The 17,615-nt window shown below is 64.0% G+C and carries 18 protein-coding genes; 10 read left to right on the forward strand and 8 right to left on the reverse strand.

The annotated features are described in order from the left end of the window. Positions 1–260 precede the first annotated feature (260 nt). From ASC83_RS12255 to ASC83_RS12275, 5 genes are all read left to right on the forward strand, one after another. Positions 261–1,592, forward strand: coding sequence for a glycosyltransferase (locus ASC83_RS12255; protein WP_369816971.1), 1,332 nt, complete (start codon positions 261–263; stop codon positions 1,590–1,592). Next, positions 1,589–2,626, forward strand: coding sequence for a polymer-forming cytoskeletal protein (locus ASC83_RS12260; protein WP_056062741.1), 1,038 nt, complete (start codon positions 1,589–1,591; stop codon positions 2,624–2,626). Before ASC83_RS12255 ends, ASC83_RS12260 begins: the two co-directional genes overlap by 4 nt. A 191-nt stretch (positions 2,627–2,817) precedes the next feature. Beyond that, positions 2,818–3,549: a hypothetical protein gene (locus tag ASC83_RS12265; protein ID WP_156379489.1), complete on the forward strand. Its 732-nt coding sequence runs from the start codon at positions 2,818–2,820 to the stop codon at positions 3,547–3,549. Between the two features lie 230 nt (positions 3,550–3,779). Continuing rightward, positions 3,780–4,853 (forward strand): hypothetical protein, encoded by a 1,074-nt coding sequence (locus tag ASC83_RS12270; protein ID WP_056064993.1) that lies wholly within the window; start codon positions 3,780–3,782, stop codon positions 4,851–4,853. A 257-nt stretch (positions 4,854–5,110) separates the two neighbouring features. After that, positions 5,111–5,662, forward strand: a complete 552-nt coding sequence (locus ASC83_RS12275; RefSeq protein WP_235509362.1) for a Crp/Fnr family transcriptional regulator — start codon at positions 5,111–5,113, stop codon at positions 5,660–5,662. Between the two features lie 20 nt (positions 5,663–5,682). Here the strand turns inward: ASC83_RS12275 and ASC83_RS12280 are convergent, their stop codons facing one another. Continuing rightward, positions 5,683–6,501 (reverse strand): YaiO family outer membrane beta-barrel protein, encoded by an 819-nt coding sequence (locus ASC83_RS12280; RefSeq protein WP_056062747.1) that lies wholly within the window; start codon positions 6,499–6,501, stop codon positions 5,683–5,685. Then, the gene (locus ASC83_RS12285; RefSeq protein WP_056062748.1) at positions 6,498–7,427 is read right to left on the reverse strand and encodes a hypothetical protein; all 930 of its coding nucleotides are present in this window, start codon (positions 7,425–7,427) and stop codon (positions 6,498–6,500) included. Before ASC83_RS12285 ends, ASC83_RS12280 begins: the two co-directional genes overlap by 4 nt. A 309-nt stretch (positions 7,428–7,736) precedes the next feature. Here ASC83_RS12285 and glmM point away from each other — a divergent pair, with 309 nt between their 5' ends. Further along, positions 7,737–9,122: a phosphoglucosamine mutase gene (gene glmM / locus ASC83_RS12290; protein WP_056062751.1), complete on the forward strand. Its 1,386-nt coding sequence runs from the start codon at positions 7,737–7,739 to the stop codon at positions 9,120–9,122. 51 nt (positions 9,123–9,173) lie between these two features. Here the strand turns inward: glmM and wecB are convergent, their stop codons facing one another. Then, a complete protein-coding gene (wecB, locus tag ASC83_RS12295) occupies positions 9,174–10,343 on the reverse strand; it encodes a non-hydrolyzing UDP-N-acetylglucosamine 2-epimerase (protein ID WP_056062754.1) in 1,170 nt (389 codons plus the stop codon). Between the two features lie 286 nt (positions 10,344–10,629). Here wecB and ASC83_RS12300 point away from each other — a divergent pair, with 286 nt between their 5' ends. Then, positions 10,630–11,427: an SDR family NAD(P)-dependent oxidoreductase gene (locus tag ASC83_RS12300; protein WP_056062757.1), complete on the forward strand. Its 798-nt coding sequence runs from the start codon at positions 10,630–10,632 to the stop codon at positions 11,425–11,427. Positions 11,428–11,502: 75 nt separating this feature from the next. On the opposite strand, the gene ASC83_RS12305 is transcribed toward ASC83_RS12300, so the two are convergent. The 4 genes from ASC83_RS12305 to ASC83_RS12320 are packed head-to-tail and all read right to left on the reverse strand — an operon-like array spanning position 11,503 to position 15,178. Next, positions 11,503–12,879 carry an MATE family efflux transporter gene (locus ASC83_RS12305; protein WP_056064997.1) on the reverse strand — a complete coding sequence of 459 codons (1,377 nt, stop codon included), beginning with the start codon at positions 12,877–12,879 and terminating at the stop codon, positions 11,503–11,505. 31 nt (positions 12,880–12,910) lie between these two features. Beyond that, positions 12,911–13,414, reverse strand: coding sequence for a MaoC family dehydratase (locus ASC83_RS12310; protein WP_056062760.1), 504 nt, complete (start codon positions 13,412–13,414; stop codon positions 12,911–12,913). A gap of 32 nt (positions 13,415–13,446) precedes the next feature. Further along, positions 13,447–14,709 (reverse strand): MFS transporter, encoded by a 1,263-nt coding sequence (locus tag ASC83_RS12315; protein WP_056062763.1) that lies wholly within the window; start codon positions 14,707–14,709, stop codon positions 13,447–13,449. Next, positions 14,699–15,178: a MarR family winged helix-turn-helix transcriptional regulator gene (locus tag ASC83_RS12320; protein WP_056062766.1), complete on the reverse strand. Its 480-nt coding sequence runs from the start codon at positions 15,176–15,178 to the stop codon at positions 14,699–14,701. The genes ASC83_RS12315 and ASC83_RS12320 overlap by 11 nt, the downstream gene beginning before the upstream one ends. Positions 15,179–15,251: 73 nt before the next feature. On the opposite strand from ASC83_RS12320, the gene ASC83_RS12325 reads away from it, so the two are divergent. Together ASC83_RS12325 and gloA are read left to right on the forward strand one after the other, a co-directional pair. Continuing rightward, positions 15,252–15,803, forward strand: coding sequence for a PaaI family thioesterase (locus ASC83_RS12325; protein ID WP_056062768.1), 552 nt, complete (start codon positions 15,252–15,254; stop codon positions 15,801–15,803). Next, positions 15,800–16,213, forward strand: coding sequence for a lactoylglutathione lyase (gene gloA / locus ASC83_RS12330; RefSeq protein ID WP_056062770.1), 414 nt, complete (start codon positions 15,800–15,802; stop codon positions 16,211–16,213). The genes ASC83_RS12325 and gloA overlap by 4 nt, the downstream gene beginning before the upstream one ends. A 111-nt stretch (positions 16,214–16,324) precedes the next feature. Here gloA and ASC83_RS12335 read toward each other — a convergent pair whose 3' ends face one another. After that, positions 16,325–16,849 (reverse strand): OmpA family protein, encoded by a 525-nt coding sequence (locus ASC83_RS12335; RefSeq protein ID WP_056062773.1) that lies wholly within the window; start codon positions 16,847–16,849, stop codon positions 16,325–16,327. Between the two features lie 107 nt (positions 16,850–16,956). On the opposite strand from ASC83_RS12335, the gene ASC83_RS12340 reads away from it, so the two are divergent. Next, on the forward strand, positions 16,957–17,550 hold the full coding sequence (locus tag ASC83_RS12340; RefSeq protein ID WP_056062776.1) for a gamma-glutamylcyclotransferase: 594 nt from the start codon (positions 16,957–16,959) through the stop codon (positions 17,548–17,550). Positions 17,551–17,615: the final 65 nt, after the last annotated feature.

A 17,615-nucleotide genomic window follows, 5' to 3' on the forward strand; every position in this document is an offset into this window, starting at 1 on the left:
CCCGCCTGCTGCTTACATTCCGTCTCACATCCCTGCAGGGTGTGACGTAACGGGGTCGCAAGACGCCGCCACTCCACGTCCTGCGCGCAGGGTCCAGCAGTGGTCTGAACAAAAGGCGTTCTATGCACGTGAATCGAGAGAGCCGGCAGCTTGGTCCTGCCGAGCGCAGCGCTGCACCCGAAATTCCCCCGGCGCGGTGGCTGTGGTTTGCGACGGCATTTGCCACCCTGTTGGGCAGCGCCAGTACGTGGGCGGCCCCGATGACGCAGCCTCTTGAATCCATCGAAGCGCTCAGTCAGCGGTGGGTGCCTGGCCCTGTGGCATATGCGGTGCTGTCCACCATGGCGGCGCTGCTGGCCATGATCATCTTGGTGATGATGGTGTATGCCACCCGGCATGGAGTGCTCACACTGAACCGCCTGTTAGGGCACCAGCGCCATCCGTACCTGGACATCGATCAGGCAGACTGGCCGCTGATCACGGTGTTCATCGCTGCCCACAACGAAGAACAGGTGATCGCCGGATGCCTGCAGGCCCTGCTGGACACCAATTACCCGCTCGACCGGCTGAAGGTGGTGCCGGTCAACGACCGGTCTACCGATGGCACGCGCGCCATCATCGATGACTGGGTAGGCCGTTACCCGGGGCGAATCGTGCCGTTTCACCGTACCAAGGGCAAGCCAGGCAAGGCCGCAGCGCTCAAGGATGCCCTGCAGCATGCGCAGGGCGACATTGTGATCATCTTCGATGCCGACTATGTGCCCGGCCGTGGGCTGCTCAAGCAGCTAGTGGCGCCATTTTTCGACCCCGAGGTGGGGGCAGTGATGGGCCGTGTGGTGCCGGTCAATACGGGGGTGAACCTGCTCACACGCATGCTGGATCTGGAGCGAAGCGGCGGCTACCAGGTGGACCAGCAGGCCCGTATGAACCTTCGCCTGGTGCCCCAGTACGGCGGCACCGTGGGTGGCGTGCGCTGCTCGGCTGTGGCTGCGGTGGGCGGCTGGCACGACGATACGCTGGCCGAAGACACGGACATTACCTATCGGCTGTTGCTCAACGGCTGGAAGACTGTCTACACCAATAGGTCCGAGTGCTATGAGGAGGTGCCTCAGGACTGGCAGGTGCGCATCAAGCAGATCAAGCGCTGGGCCAAGGGGCACAACCAGGTGATGGTGCGCTATGGCTTGCGCTTTGCATTCAGTCCTTACCTGAGCTGGCGAGAACGCCTGGACGGGCTGCTGCTTTTGTGGGTATTTGTGCTGCCGCCGTTGCTGCTGGTGGGTTGGCTGCTGGCGCTCGGCCTGTATTTTTTCAATGCCGGGGACATGCTGACGGGGCTGATCTCCTTGTTTGCGCTCATGGCCTATGGCACGCTGGGCAACTTTGCCGCGTTCTTTGAGATCGCCGTAGCGGTACTGCTGGACGGCAAACGCAGGCGGTTGCGGCTGCTGCCGCTCAGCTTGCTGGGCTTCGTGATCAGCCTGTTTGCCATATCGTCATCGGTGTGGGGGCAGTTGATGGACAAGCTGCTGCGCCGCGACATGGTGTGGGACAAGACCGTGCGCTACCGGCAACCGAGCGTCGAACAATGAACACCGCCTTGTTCTACCTGGCCTTCGTATTGATCAGCTCGGGATTGATGGTGATTGCCCTTGGTCCCACCTGGCGCGAGTGGCGGCACCCCACCGATACCGAGGCATTGCAGGTGTTGCCGCACTACACCACCGACATCGACCATTTCGCTGACCGGTTCCGCGCGCTGGTGCAGGCCCACCAGGCGCAAGTGCCGGGTCCTTATGCCAACGAGTTTGATTTTGCGCCGGTGTCACTGGAGGGCGTGAACTGGGCCGGCATGCTGCGACCCCTGGTGTGCCTGGGCTCGGTCAAGCCGCAGACAGCGATCCAATGTGCTGCACCGCTGTTCGTGCATGGTGACTTCGAAGCACCGGCCCGCAGCCGCTTTGTGGGCCTGTTGGCGCAGGGTCGTATCCGGCTGGGTGCGGGTAGCGATGTGGGGCAGTGGGCACATGCCGACGCGTCCCTGCATCTGGCCCGGGGCTGTTCGGGGCTGCGGCGCCTGTCTTCATCGACCGCCGTGGAGCTGGAGGCCGATTGCTGTTTTGAGCGGATCCAGGCGCCACACATCCGCTTTGGTGGTGATGCGGCCCTGCAACCTGAACGGGAGCATGCGCCTTTGATCGAGGCCAGCTTTGATCGGCTGGAGGGTGCGCTTCGCCAGAGCGAGCATGTGACGCTCGTGCGCGGCGACTGTAAGCTGCCACGCATGCACCGGTATCACGGCTCGCTGGTGGTCACGGGGCGTTTGCTCATTGGGGCTGGCACCGTGATTGAAGGCGACGTGAAAGCCCGTGGCGGCATCGTCATGGGCGACCACGCGCGGGTGCAGGGCTCGCTATGCAGTGAAAAGCAGATCCAGCTCCTGGACCATGCCCAGGTGGCCGGACCCGTGGTGTCCGAATCGGGCATCCTGCTGGGCGCTGGGGTACAGGTGGGCTCGCCGCAGGCCCTCACCACCGTCAGCGCAGAAACCATCATGGCGGAGGCGGGCGCCCGGGCGCATGGCACCGTGTGGGCCCGCCAACTGGGCATTGTGTGGTCGGCGTGAACGCGGCGCACCCGCATTGCATGGCTGGTCGGTGGCCTGCACCCTCGCATTGTTCCATCCGCTGAACCGCCACAGAGGGCTTCTACTTGCCACATCCCACCGTTATTCCCCACAGCCGCCGAGACCGCGAGCTGGCTTTCAATGCTGCGCGTGGCCTGTTGGCGCAGGCCCAACAAACCCACAGGCACCAGTTGCCCCATCGCGCTCTCAGCCGCATCCGGCTCAACCCATGGCTGCTTTTGCAAATGGTGGGGCTGCCGGTGGTGTGGTTGTCTCTGATCTACGCTTTGCGGGAGCCTCTGTACGGTTTTTGGCGCAACTACCTGCTCACCTGGGCGCAGTGGCTGCATATGCCGCTGCAGCCAGCGGCAGTGTCATCACGCCAGGACCTGTTGGGGATGAGCTGGTTGCCAGGCGCGGGTGACCTGGGGCTGTCCATCACCACTGGTGCTGCCCTGGCTGCCGTGCTGACTGTGGTGGCCTGGGGGTTGGCACTGCGCCTGCGAGGGCGATGGCTTCCCGCGCAGTATCTGGTGCGGGTGCTGTGCGTGGTGCAGGCACTGGCGCTGCTGTACTTCTGGTTTGCGCCGATGCCGTTCCCGCACTTGGTGCTGAACCATGTCATGGACCTGCTGGATGCTGGCTATTTGCTCATTCTGGCCATACCGGTGCTGATGGCGCTCGGCTACTACCCACTGCAAATCAGCTGGCAGGCCAAGGTCGTGCATACCTTGCTTATCTTGTTGTTCTTTGGGGTCATGGTGCCGCAGCAAGCCATGGTGCACCTGCTGGTTCTGCAGCACTTTTCGGTGGTATTCATGCCCGTGCTGTACCTGTGTTTGGGGGCGCTTTTCGACATGATGGTGTTTGTGGCTCTGTATGCATGGGCGGCCAGCACGGCCCCCTTGTCCGCTACACATTAGGGCGCTCATCCCCCTGTCGGGTCTGTTCAGCCGTACCCTCTGCGGCGCTGCCAGGTTCACCTGTCTGTACGCCTGCGTACGCAGTGAAGAAATCGGAGGCATCTTCTGCAAAATAAGTACGCCACCCTTTACCCGGGGGTGTCGGCCTTCCTGGCAGTGCGCTTCTTTTTGCGCTGTTGCTCTCCAGATGTTGAAAGCGGTGTCCGGGCTTGCGTTCGGAGATCGTGCACATGCGGCGTCGTTCATTGCTAGAAAAGGTGCCAGCCTTGGGGGCTGGGTTGCTTTTGTGTTCGGCCAGCTGGGCGTCAGAAGCTCGCGCGCCCATCGATGCTGTAGCGGAGATCAAGGCGTTGCGCATCCTGTCGGGTCCCTATGCCGGTGGCTACGAGCTGGCGCCCAATGGACGCCTGAACTGGTACTTCGCCAACCTGGGATTGTTGCCCTTGGTGCCCATGCTCAGTGCGCCGGATCTGGAAACATACGTCCTCCCGTATCTGAATCTGTACCTGGCCAGCACCGATCCTGCCACCAGCACCATTGCGGATATTGAGTTCCCCTATGGCCGGGCCAATACCTCGGTGGTCAAGAAGGTGCTGGCTGACTCGGACGACGCCTATGCATCCACCTTTCTGTCCCTGGCGTCGCGCTATGTGGCGGCCAGTGGCAATTGGGCCTGGTGGGAGGCGCGCAAAGCCGCCCTCAAAAATATCGCTTACCGCAACCTGGCATTGACTGCCAAGCCTTCGGGGCTGACTGCAGTGTTTCAGGCGCCGCGCAGCCAGACCAACGCCAGCGGCTACCTCATGGACAACTGCGAAGGTTACCGAGGTCTGCGCGACTTTGCGGCGGTGCTGCGGTCGCGCAGCGAACTGTCTGAAGCCAACTACTATGACCTGCTGGCGACCAATACCGCAGAAGGCATTGCGCGCCAGCTCTACAAGGCCCCAGAGCAGTCATTTTTGGCCAGCGACGCCGCGCTGGCACCCAGCGCAGAGTTTTACCCTGGCACCACTTGTCAGGTGTACCCGCAGGCCTTTGGATTGCGCGAGCTGACCGGGCTGTTTGCAGCAGGGTGGAACTGTCTCAACACGCGCTCACCAGGCTGGGAAACCGGGCGCTATGACCCTTTCCCGTGGGCCATCCTCGGGTACGTTGCCGCGCTTCGAGGGCAGGGCAGTCAGGCGCGTACTCAACTGGCGGCCATGGAAAAAACCTTTGCGGCCAACCGCAGCCTGGTCACCATCAACGAATTGGGTTTCTATCTGCGCACCAAAGCCGTGTTGGGCGGGAGCACGGCGGCATGAGGGCGGGCTTGCGTAAGCTCCATGTGCGCCAGCAGACAGACAGAGACGGTGTGCCCTCCGAGAATTCAAAACGATCCCGTCCTGCTGTCAAGAAGCCGCACATCGACCAATCCCTCGCGAACCGACTGCTGGCCCTTTTGCGGCCTACAGAGCGGTCGCGCCTGCTGTCCGTTGCCGAGTGGGTCGAACTGGAAAGCCAGCAAGTATTGGGGCGAGCGGGTGAACGACTCAGCCATGTGTACTTTCCCACCAACAGCATGATCTCGTTGCTCTCCAACCTGGAGGGCGCGCGGCACTTTGAGGCCGGACAGATCGGCTTTGAGGGCATGTTGGGTGCCAGCGCAGGGCTGGGGGTGACGGCCTCGGCCTTTGATGCGGTGGTTTCGGGGGCAGGCCAGGCATGGCGAATCCAGCTGGATGCCTGGCGCAGCCATTGTTTGGCCAGCCGGACGCTGAGCCTGCTGACCACCCGCTATCTGTATGTCGAGCTATCGCAAATGGGCACGATGGTGGCCTGCGGGCACTTTCATTCGCTGGAGCAGCGTCTGGCGCGGTTTCTGCTGATGAGCGAAACGCGGCTGCGCACCCCCGACATCCAGATGACCCATGAGACGCTGGCGCACCTGCTGGGGGTACGCCGGGCCGGTGTGACGCTGGCGGCCGGCAAGCTGCAAGAGAGCGGTGTAATCCAGTACACGCGCGGGCATATCCTTGTGCTGGACCGAGAGGCATTGCTGGCGCAAAGCTGTGGGTGCTTTGACCAGGATCTGGAGACCTATGAACGGGTCATGTCAGGCGCTGTCGCTTAGACGCTGCAGGCTCGGACAACCTAGGGCAGTTCCCAAAACAGCGACAGCTTGGCGCCGTTGCGGGAATAGTAGGGGTTGCGGTAGCGCTCTAGGCCCGCAGTAATGCCCCACTGTGGGCCCAGCCACTGCCGCAGTGTGAGCTGTGACTGGCGACTGTCAAAGTTGACCAGAGATACCCCATTGCCAATGGCCTGGTAGCCCTCGGCACCCCAGCCGTGGCGGGCAATGATCTGCGTGTGGTGCGCGCGCCCCCAGGTGGCCGCCACAAACTGCTGATGGGTACGCACGCCACCGGGGGAGCTGTTGTTGAAGCGTATTTCTGCCTGTACCACCCACGGCAGATCGAAATAGTAAGTGGACCCGAGGCTGATGTTGCGGTCGATGTGGCCGTCTGGCGCTCGGTAGTAACCTGCCCCCAGGGTGGCCACCCATTGGCGTGTGGGCAGCAACTTGCGGTTGATGAACCCGTCCACACGGTAGCGCGGCAGGTAAGCAGCACCATCGCCTGCGCCCACCGATAGCATGGAGAACCAGTCTTCGTTCCAGGTCATGGTGTCGGACAGCCCGATGAACAGGCCCGACTCTCCAAACCGCCGCGTGGTGGCGATTTCCATGCCGAGCCACTGGCTGTTCACACCCCATTGGCCGCGCACGCCAGCTTCATGCCAGTTGCCATACCCGTTGGTGAGGGTGTGGCGGCTGGTGTAGGCCTCAATGCCCCGGACCGGGGCCGGCAGGTCTGCAACGTCTTGCGCATGGGCTGCAGGTAAGGCATGGGCCAGCAACCCCAGTGCCAGAACAAGGGACGGGGCAGGGCGGTGGATGTAGTGGGTGTTCATGGTGACCGTGCGGGGGTGTGACGAGAACTGGTGCAGTTAGTTGTGTCCACGGCGGCAGTGATGGCCTTGGACTGCAGGATTTGCGCGGCGACTTCGTCCGTCACCGTCCAGTGGGCGCCGTGCCGATGGGGCAGGGCGGTACGAAGCCAACAGCGGGCAGAGGGGATGTCGCCTTGCTGCAGTGCCACCACAGCCACCAGACCCCAGGCAAAGTCGTCCTTCACCTGGGCCAGCCATTCGTTGCGGTGCTCAGCCATCCAGCGGCGGTAATGCGCGGGCGCCCCACCAGGGATCAGCGGAAAACGCACCAACAGCGGAAAGATCTGCGCCACGGCGTCGGGGTAGAAGGCATGTGCGGTCTCACGCTGTCCGGGCTGGGTGGAAACCAGGTAGCGCTTGCGCTGATCGTCCCAGAACACGGTCGCCAGAGTTTTGGTGAAGTTGGGGTGGCGCGCGTTTTGTGCCGCCTTGTGGGTGAGCGGGTAGGCCCACAGCTCCAGGTTGTCCATGAGCAGCCCATGTTGGTACACCGGTGAGACCAGGTAAATTCCCCGGTTGGGGTCTACCAACTTGGCCAGCGCCGCACTGGTAGCCATGCGGCTGCGCACCCAACTGGCCTGGCTGCGTTGTGAGGCAGGCATGCTGTCCATGAACGCCAGCCACAGGCCGAGTACAGAGTCATCGGCATCGGCGGTTTTACATGGGGCCCACACAGGGCCGTTGCGGCAAAAACGGTCAAAGGTCGCGTCGGGCTTTTGCCGCTGTACCAGCCAGGCGCCCCAGGCCTTGGCAGGCGTGGAAATATCCAGCCCATGGCTTTGAGCCAGCAGCAGTGCCTGCAAGGCAAAGTAGGGATCTACCGTGTCGCCCTGGTGCTGCACCGAGATGGCGCCCGAGGTCTCGGCATACCCCTCCAGATCGAGCACGGCCGCCGAAGTACAAAGTGGTGCTGCAAGAACGGCGCACGCCAGAGCGTTGCCTATCCAGCGCTTCAGGCCAGAGTGGGCCTGTGACAAATGAAGGCATTTGGGAGCTGGAGAGTCTGGTGTCAATGGGTGATCCGTGGCATGGAAAGCCATGGTCAGCGTGTAGGCACAGAGCTGTCTGTTCGATACCGTACATAACGCGGCGCGTTCGATAGCGCACAGACCGTCTCGGTCCAAAGCCCCACCGTCGGTGTTCGCCTTGGCCTGGGGTGCGGGTTATCTGGCGAATCTCATTCAACAGGACTACCCATGACAACGCAAAAAATGTTTGGAACCGACGGCGTGCGCGCCCCAGTGGGTATGGAGCCCATGACCCCCCAGACCATCATGCGGCTGGCGCACGCCTGCGGCCAGCTGCTCAGCCGTCAGCACACGGGACTGAACCCGCGACCTGTGGTGGCAGTGGGCACCGACACGCGCGGGTCGGCCCCCATGTTTGAGGCGGCCTTGCAGGCGGGGTTTTCTGCGGCCGGTGTGGACACGGTGATGTGCGGCGAGTTGCCCACACCCGGCGTGGCCTACCTGACGCGCTTGCGCGGCTACCAGGCGGGTGTGGTGGTGAGTGCATCGCACAACCCTTGTGAGGACAACGGGGTGAAGTTCTTTTCGGCCACAGGTGACAAGCTGCCCGACGGCATGGAGGCCGAGATCGAACGCACCATGGACCAGCCCATGGTCTGTTTGCCATCGTCTCGGTTGGGCCGCGTGTCCCTGCTGCCCGAGGCCTCCGATCTGTACATCCAGTTTTGCAGGCAGGCATTGCCGGCAGGTTTGCACCTGCAGGGTATGAAGATCGTCATCGACGCCGCCCATGGCGCCTGCCACCGCATCGCCCCCGAGGTGTTCCGACAGTTGGGCGCGGAGGTGGTTGCGGTGGGCGCCACGCCTGATGGGCAGAACATCAACGACAACGTGGGCGCCACGTCGCCCAAGCACCTGAGCGAGGCCGTGCTGGCTCATCAGGCAGATGTCGGCGTGGCGCTGGACGGCGATGGAGACCGGTTGGTGATGGTGGACAGCGAGGGCCGCATCTATGCGGGTGACGAGCTGCTGTACGTGCTGGCCGTGGATGCCCAGACCAACGATGGCTTGCAGGGTGGGGTGGTGGGCACGGTGATGAGCAACCAGGGGCTGGAGCAAGCGCTGCTGCGCCGTGGGCTGGACTTTGCAAGGTCTGCCGTGGGTGACAGGCATGTGCTGGAGCTGCTCAAGCAGCGGGGTTGGCGCTTGGGCGGCGAGGGCTCGGGCCACCTGATCGGGCTGGACTGGCACAGCACCGGAGACGGCGTGATGTCAGCCTTGCGGGTGGTTGCTGCCATGAAGCGCTCGCAGCGCAGCTTGTCGCAGCTGTGCAGCGATCTGTGCATGAACGCTCAGTGCCTGGTCAATGTGCCCGTGACCCGTGGTGCGGGGATGGCCGACAACACCTGGATGCCCCACTTCCAGCTGCGGGCCGAAAAGTTGCTTGGCGACGATGGGCGGGTGCTGCTGCGTGCCTCGGGCACCGAGCCTGTTGTGCGGGTGCTGGTGGAGTGCCGTACTGCACTCAGGGCGCAGCGGATGGCCAGCCGGTTTGCCAAAGAGGTCAGCCAACTGCTGACCGCACCCGCGGCGCTGGATACAGTTACCGCCTGAACGGCCGCCGTCCCCGCACCATCCTGGATGGTGGTGGGGCCGCAAGCGCTGTCAGTCCACCGTGCAGAGCCGGTCTGCAATGTGCTGCGCGGTGTGGCCATCGCCAAACGGGCTGCTTTCCAGCTGCATGCTGCGGTACGCCCCATCGTCGCGCAGCAGGCGTGCCGCCTCAGTCACCATGCGGCGGATGTCTGTGCCAACCAGTACCGCACCACCAGCTTCCACCAGCTCCTGCCGCTCGGTGCTGTCGCGCGCAATCAGCACTGGCCGCCTCAGAGCAGAGGCCTCTTCCTGAATGCCGCCCGAGTCCGTCAGCGTGAAGTAACAGCGTTGCAGCAGGCTGATGAGGGCAGGGTAGTCCATGGGTTCGGTCAGACACACCCGTTGGCGCAGGTCGTCCGGCAATGCGTCGATCACCGGCCTCACCGCCTGACTGACGGCTGGGTTGGGGTGAAGCGGCCAGACCACAACCAGATCGCCATGGGCCGCCAGCAACTGCCCGATGGCAGTGGCGATATTGCGTATGGGGTCGCCCCAGTTCTCTCGGCGGTGGGCAGTCACCAACAGAAGCCGTTGGTTTATTTGCTGATCTAGAAACTCTGCGACCATGGCTGGTACCACTGAAGACGAACCGGACGGCAAGACAGAAGGCGCGGACGATGCATTGGTCTGCAGGCGCTCCTGCGTCCAGCGCGCCGCGTCAATCACCGTATTGCCGACGACGGAGATACAGGCGTCTGCGATGCCTTCGCGCAAAAGGTTGTCCCGGGTCCGCGCCGTCGGTGCGAAGTGCCAGTGGGCGAGCCGTGCAATCAGCTCCCGGTTTTTTTCCTCCGGAAACGGCTCGCGTGTGCCTGTGCGCAAACCCGCCTCGATGTGGGCGACCGGCTTGTCGTTGTAGTAGCCACTCAGCGCTCCGACCAGCGCAGACGTCGTGTCGCCCTGCACCAGCACCACATCAGGCTGGGTTTCGTCCACCAGCCTGTCCACTCCCTCCAGCAACAGCGCCGTGAGGTCGCCCAACCTCGGTGTGCGCCGCTCCAGTGCCAAGCGCAGGTCTGGCCCCATATCAAAAAATCGGTAAAGCACCTCGGCCACCTCGGCGTGCTGCCCGGTGTGGAGCACCACCACGCGGTGGCCACGCAGCTTTAGCTCGCGATGCAACGGTGCCATCTTGATGATCTCAGGGCGGGTGCCTAAACACGCAAGGTAAGTGGTCATGGGTTCTTTCAACGCAGCGGCGCTCGCGTTTTGGTGGGAGGCGTTGGAACCAGTCCAGACGGACTTTCCGGAAGGGAGACTTGGGAGAACGCCGCCACAGCAGGTGCCCCCAAGGCCGACGCATGGTGCGGTTGGGGGGCGTGGAGTGTCTGTTCGACACCGCACAGAGTGTGTATTTGATATTTAACATAATATACATCGTATCTAGTGTTAATGATGTCATTCCAACGAAGCGCCAATGCGCCGTCGGCCCTGCATCCTGTTCAAGCCGCTACCATCACCGCCCATGAACCTTCCCACCCAAGCACCTTCTACATCGTCCATCCACTTCGGTCATCAGGGCCGCGTCTGCATCGTCACGGGTGGCGCCCAAGGCATTGGCGAGGCCTGTGTCCGCCGCTTTGCGGCCGAAGGCGCCAAGCCGGTGATCGTCGACGTGGACGATGCGCGTGGCCAGGCGCTGGCGCAGGAGCTGGGCGCGCTGTATGTGCGCTGCGATGTGGGCGATAAATCGCAAGTGGATGCACTGGTGGCCCAGACCCTGGCGGCCCATGGGCGCATCGACGTTTTGGTGAACAACGCGGGCATCTTTCGCGCGGCAGACTTTCTGGAGGTAACCGAGGCCGACTTTGACGCAGTGCTGCGGGTCAACCTCAAGGGCTCGTTCCTGGTCGGCCAGGCGGTGGCGCGGGCCATGGTGGTATCGGGAGGCGGTTCGATCGTGAACATGAGCTCGGTCAACGGTGTGCTGACCATTCCCAATATCTCCAGCTACAACGTGAGCAAAGGCGGCGTGAACCAGCTCACGCGGGTGATGGCGCTGGCATTGGCCGACAAGAACATCCGCGTGAACGCGGTGGCCCCGGGCACCATTGCCACTGAGCTGGCCGCCAAGGCCGTGCTGACCAGCGATGAGGCCAAGAACAAGATCATGAGCCGCACGCCCATGAAGCGGCTGGGCGAGCCGTCCGAGATTGCCGATGTGGTGGCCTGGTTGGCCAGCGATGCGGCCAGCTATGTGACCGGCGAGATTGTGACTGTGGACGGTGGGCGCATGACGCTCAACTACACCGTGCCGGTCTGACGCACTTCTGGCCACTCCTGTTTTGATAGCTGCCAGCGCATGATTCACTAGCGCTAGCAGCTGTTTTCATCACTTTCAGACCTGTGGCATGCGCTGCAGCAGACGGGTGGTACTGCGCGGCCAGCCCACCGGACCGAACCAGGCGCCGCCAGCAATCGCCCAGGCGTTGACCAAGCCGTAAAGCACCAGCGCCGCCCCCTGCGCTGCAAACACGGCAGCCAGTCCACCGCCCCAGCGCAGCGCCAGCCAGCCGCCGGTGACGGCCACCGCCAGGCGCACGATGTTGCCGATCACCGGCCAGAGCAGGCGCCCTGCCCCTTGTGAGGCAAAGTACAGCACCAGACCCAGGCCGAAGAAGCCGTACACGGGGCCGACGGTGCGCAGATACAGCGCACCCGCTTCCAGCATGGCGGGGTCGCTGTTGAACAGGGACAGCCACGCGTTGGGAAAGGCTGCCGCCCACAGGCCAATCGCCTCGGCCATCACAAACGCCATGGCCGCGCCAATCCAGGTGGCGCGCAAGGCGCGCTCGCGCTGGCCGGCGCCGATGCATGTGCCGACCATGGCCACCAGCGGCGCGCCCAGGCCAAACACCAGCGGCACCAACAGGTATTCCAGCCGCGATGCGGTGCCGTAGCCCGCGATGGCCGCTGTGCCAAAACCACCCACCAATGCGGTCGTGACGCCAATCGCCAGATTGGTGGCGACGGTAGACACCGTGCCCACCAGACCCACCCGCAGGATGTCTTTGAACAGCACCCAACGAAACCGGATGTGCGCCAGCGACGGCCGCAGCAGGCTGCGCGGCGACCACAGGTATGCGGCCAGCACGGCGCTGCCGATCAGGTAATACGCCATCAGCGCAATGGCGCCACCGGCAATGCCCAGGCCCGGCATGGGGCCCCAGCCAAAGATGAACAGTGGCGACAGCGGCACCAGTACAAACGCGCCCAGCACCGTGACGTAGGCTGGCACGGCCATGTTGCCCGTACCCCGGATGACGGCCGACAGCGTGTTGAACAGCCAGACCAGAAACGCGCCCGCAAACACCCAGTTGGAATAGACCAGTGCCGCATTCAGCGCGCCGCCCGTGCCGCCCATGCGGGTGTAGAGCCAGCGCCCTCCTCCCACCACGCCCACAGTAAAGACCAGCGAAAACACCGCCGCAATGGCCAGCGCATGCAGCACCAGCGCGTCGGCATCGTCCCGCCGCCTTGCGCCCAGGGCGCGTGCTATGGCCGAAGCAATGCCGCCGCCCATGGCGCCCGCCGAGGTCATCTGCATCAGCATGACGACCGGAAACACCAGCGCCATGCCCGCAAGCGCATCGGTGCCCAGCTGGCCGACAAAGTAGGTCTCAATCAGCCCGACGCCCGCCTGCGCCAGCATCACCAGCACGTTGGGCGCGGCCAGCCGCAGCAAGGTGGGCGCAATGGGCGCCTCCAGCAGCATGCGGGTGCGCGGGTTCAGGGCCTCGGTCACATCAGGCCCCTGCCCCACCGGCTGCAGGCCGGCGTGGCACCACGATGCGCACGGTAGACAGCTGCAGCACATCGCCGTGCTGGTTGCGGGTCTCGCTGCGCACCGTGACCATGCCCCGGTCGGGCTTGGACTTGGAGGGCTGGATCTGCACCACCTCGCTCACCACATGCAGCACATCGGTGGCGCGTGTGGGCCGGGGCCAGGTCAACTCGCCCCCTGCGCCGATGATGCCGCCTGCAATCGGCAGCCCACTGGTCACTTGCAGACGCATGGTCACGGCCGCCGTGTGCCAGCCGCTGGCGGCCAGACCGCCAAACAGCGTCTCGCGCGCAGCAGCGTCGTCCAGGTGAAAGGGCTGCGGGTCGAACTGGGCGGCAAAGGTGGTGATCTGCGCTTCGTCCATGGCGTGTTCGCCGCTTTGGAACTGGTCGCCGACAGACAGGTCGTCCAGGTAAATCGGAGACGTGGGGGCTGTCGAAACGTTGCTGGCGGGGGTCTGCGTCATGTCGATGGCTTTCGTGGAGAGAAGGTGGTTGGTCAGGCCGCTGTGGCGGCGGGGCGCGCCACGCGCGCTTCCCGGATCGGCAGGTTGACCAGCGCTGCGCCCACGGCCAGCACGATGTCGATGTACCAGACCCAGTCATAGCTGCCGGTGGCCTGGAACACGCTGCCGCCCAGGTAGGCACCCAGGAATCCGCCAATCTGGTGCGACAGCATCACGATGCCGAACAGCATTGCCATGTTGGCCGTGCCAAACATCTTGGCGACCAGTCCGGCCGTGGGTGGTACGGTGGACAGGAAGGTGATGCCCATAACGGCGGCGAAGACCAGCACCACGGCCGGCGTCTTGGGAGCAAACAGGAAAATCAGTACCGCCAGACCTCGCGTGGCGTACAGCAGCGACAGCAGCGACTTCATGCGCCAGCGCCCTACCGCCCACCCCATGGCCAGGCTGCCCGCAATGTTGAACAGCCCGATCACCGCCAGCGACCAGCCCCCTACTTCGGGCGCCAACCCGCACGCTGCAATCACGCCGGGCAAGTGCGTGGCCAGGAACGCCACGTGAAAGCCGCACACCAGAAAGCCTGCCGCCAGATACCGGTAGCTCGGTGTGGCCAGGGCCTGGGCAATGGCCTCGCGCGCGGTCAATGCCTTCTGGCCGGATACCGCTGCAGCCTGTGCCGCCAGCGCGTTGGAGTTGCCCTTGAGCACCCACACCGCCGGCAGCGCCAGCAGCACCAGCACGCCCAGCCACTGCATCGCACTGGCCCAGCCCACGGCGGCGGTCAGGCTGATGGCGATGGGCGCCATCAAAAACTGCCCGAACGAGCCGCCCGCGTTGACGATGCCGCTGGCCAGCCCGCGCTTTTGCACAGGCACCAGCCGGGCAGTGGCCGCCATCAGCACAGACGGCCCAGCCATGCCTGCGCCGCCTGCGGCCAACACGCCAATCGCAAAAATCAACCCGGCCGTGGTGGTCATATACGGCGTGATGAAGGTGCCCAGCGCCACCAGCGCCACACCGATCAGGATCACACGACCCGTGCCGATGCGGTCGGCCACAGCCCCGGCAAACGGCTGGGTCAGCCCCCACCACAGTTGGCCAAACGCAAACGCCAGGCTGATGCTGCCGATGCCCAGGCCCGTGGAGGTGTTGAGTGCGGACAGGAACAGACCCATGGTCTGCCGCGTGCCCATGGTCAGTGCAAAGGCGCCTGCGGCCGCCAGCAGCACCAGCCACAGGGCCAGCGGTGCGGCGGGCTTGGTTGCCGTCGCCTGAGGGGTGTGGTTATTCGTCATGCGCAGTCTCCTGCACTGGCAGTGCAGCCAGCAAATCGAGCGAGTCGTCCACCAACGCGTGCAAGGCCATCACGCGTTCCACGCCCAGTGCCTCGTTCAGCGCCAGTTGTGCGGCCTTCCAGTGGCGTTGCGCTTCCGCGCGCTTGTCGCGACCTGCGTCGGTGATGTGCACCAGACGGCTGCGTGCGTCCGTACCCGCCTTCAGCGTCACCCAGCCCGCGTCCACCAACGGGCGCAGATTGCGGGTCAGCGTGGACGCATCCATCTTCATCTCCGTGGCCAGATCACCGGGGCGAATCGGGCCCAGCTTGAGCACATGCGACAGCAGCGAATACTGCGTGGTCTTGAGTCCACATTTCGCCATTTCGGCGTCGTAGTGGTTGGCCACGCGGCGCATCAGCTGGCGCAGCTTGAAGTTGGTACAGCCCTGCGGCAGCACAGGGGCCAGGGTGGATGGGTTGGCTTGCATGGATTTGATTGTATCTGCAATAATTGCATATGCAACTCATGCATTTCAACCCCGCTACAAACCAGGACACCCCATGACACAGCACAACCACCTTGAAGACTGGCTGGCACAGGAGCGCGACATCCTGGCCACGCTGGATGCAGGCCCCGGCCCGGGCGTGGCCCGCCGCGAGCAGATCGCCCACCTGAACGGCCTGCAGCAGATGCAGGCCATGCTGCGCGGTGAGCTGCCCTACGCGGCCATTGCCAAGACGCTGGACTTCCTGATCGTCGAAGTGGGCGAAGGTACGGCCATCTTCCAGGGCACACCCCGCGCAGAGCACCTGAACCCCATGGGCACGGTGCATGGCGGTTGGTTTGCCACCTTGCTCGACTCCGCCCTGGGCTGCTCCATCCACACGCGCATGGAACCTGGGCGCGGCTACACCACGGCCGAGCTGGGCATCAACCTGGTCAAGGCCATCACGCCCAAGGTACAGCGCGTGCGCGCCGAGGGCCGGGTGATCCACAGCGGGCGCCAGCTGGCCACGGCCGAGGCGCGCCTGGTGGGGCCGGACGGCACGCTGTATGCCCACGCCACCACCACCTGCCTGGTTTTCGATCTGCCTGCACAATCGAAGGGATGAAATTCCTCCACACGATGCTGCGCGTTGGCAACCTTCAACGCTCGATTGATTTCTACACCCAGGTGCTGGGTATGCAACTGCTGCGCCAGTCCGAGAACCCCGAGTACAAATACTCGCTGGCCTTTCTGGGCTTCGAGGGCGGCAACCCCGGCCAGGCCGAGATCGAGTTGACCTACAACTGGGGCGTGGAAAGCTACGACATGGGCACGGCCTACGGCCACATCGCGCTGGGCGTGCCCGATGCGTATGCCGCGTGCGAAAAGATCAAGGCCTCGGGCGGCAACGTGACGCGCGAAGCAGGTCCGGTCAAGGGCGGCACCACGGTGATCGCGTTTGTGACCGACCCCGATGGCTACAAGATCGAGTTGATCCAGCGCGCCGAAGGCGCAGGCGGCCAGGGTCTGCGGTGATATTCACTATCAAATAGATAGCTGCTGGCGCATATTCCACTAGCGCATGCGGCCATTTGGTCCCAAAAAACCCGGCAGCGCCGGGTTTTTTGTTGGAGAAGCAGGCGGCGCTTACAGGGCGCCCAGCGTCACTTCCACGCGGCGGGCTTCGGCGTTGCTGCCGGTCGCGGTGGCTTCTTCTGGCTTCTTCAGCTCCACCTTGTCTTCGGCCACGCCCAGGGCCTTGAGCGCTTCGGCCACGGCCACTGCACGCTGCTTGGCCAGCTCCGCGTTCAGGGCGGCGTCGCCCGTCGCGTCGTGGAAGCCCGAAACAACGGCCTTCTTGCCTTCAGCCACACCCTTGACCACATCAGCCAGGGCTTCGTTGGCGCCTGCGGCCAGTTCGGCCTTGGCGGTGGCAAAGTAGAACTTCACCACGCCGCTTTCCACGCGCACGCTGGCAATATCTTCTTCCACGGCTACGGCGGGTGCTGCGGGCGTGTTGCTGGCTGCAACGGCGGCAGGCCGGACCGGTGCCTTGGCGCCCAGACGCTTGACCACCACGGTGCCCACCACCACGGAGATCACCAACGCAATCAGTGCAAACAGAAAACCGAGGGCAAAACGTTGTTGGCTATCGTCGTCAGAGCTGGACATGGAAGATCCCTGTAGTGATGAATAAAGTGGTTGGACGGCCAATGCAGGCGTTGCGAAAACAAGGCCCTGGCCGATTGCAGCAAAGCTTTCGATTGTAGAGTGAAGGCATGACGAATCTGCCCGCCCCACTGCGAGACCCGGCGCCGATGCTGGAGCGTGCCCTCCAGGAATGGGGTGGCCATCAGGACCTGTGGATTTTTGGCTATGGGTCGCTCATCTGGCGGCCGGATTTTGACTACGCCGAGCGCCGCCCGGCCAAGGTCCACGGCTGGCACCGGGCGCTCAAGATGTGGAGCCGTATCAACCGCGGCACGCCCGAGTGCCCGGGGCTGGTGTTCGGCATGCTGTCGGGCGGAAGCTGCCGGGGCATGGTGTTCCGCGTGGACAAGGTGCATGCGCGGCAGGTGATGATCAACCTGTGGCAGCGCGAGATGGTCACCGCTGTCTACGACCCGCGCTGGCTGACGTGCCACACACCCCATGGCCCGGTGCGGGCGCTGACTTTTACCCTGTCGCGCAAAAGTCCCAACCACACGGGCGAGCTGCCAGACCACGAATACTGCCGCATTTTCGAGCAGGCCTGTGGACGCTACGGCACCACCCGCGACTACGCCCAGGCCACCTACGACGAGTTGCGCAAGCACGGCATCCACGACAGGGCTTTGGCTCGGTTGATCGCGTTGGCCCAAAAAGAGGCATAGTGCACATTTTTCTGGACTCTCGCGTGGTGGCTTGCGAGACTGCGCCTTTGTATCGGGTTCAATCC

Source organism: Acidovorax sp. Root402 (genome assembly GCF_001425125.1).
Taxonomy (GTDB): domain Bacteria; phylum Pseudomonadota; class Gammaproteobacteria; order Burkholderiales; family Burkholderiaceae_C; genus Acidovorax; species Acidovorax delafieldii.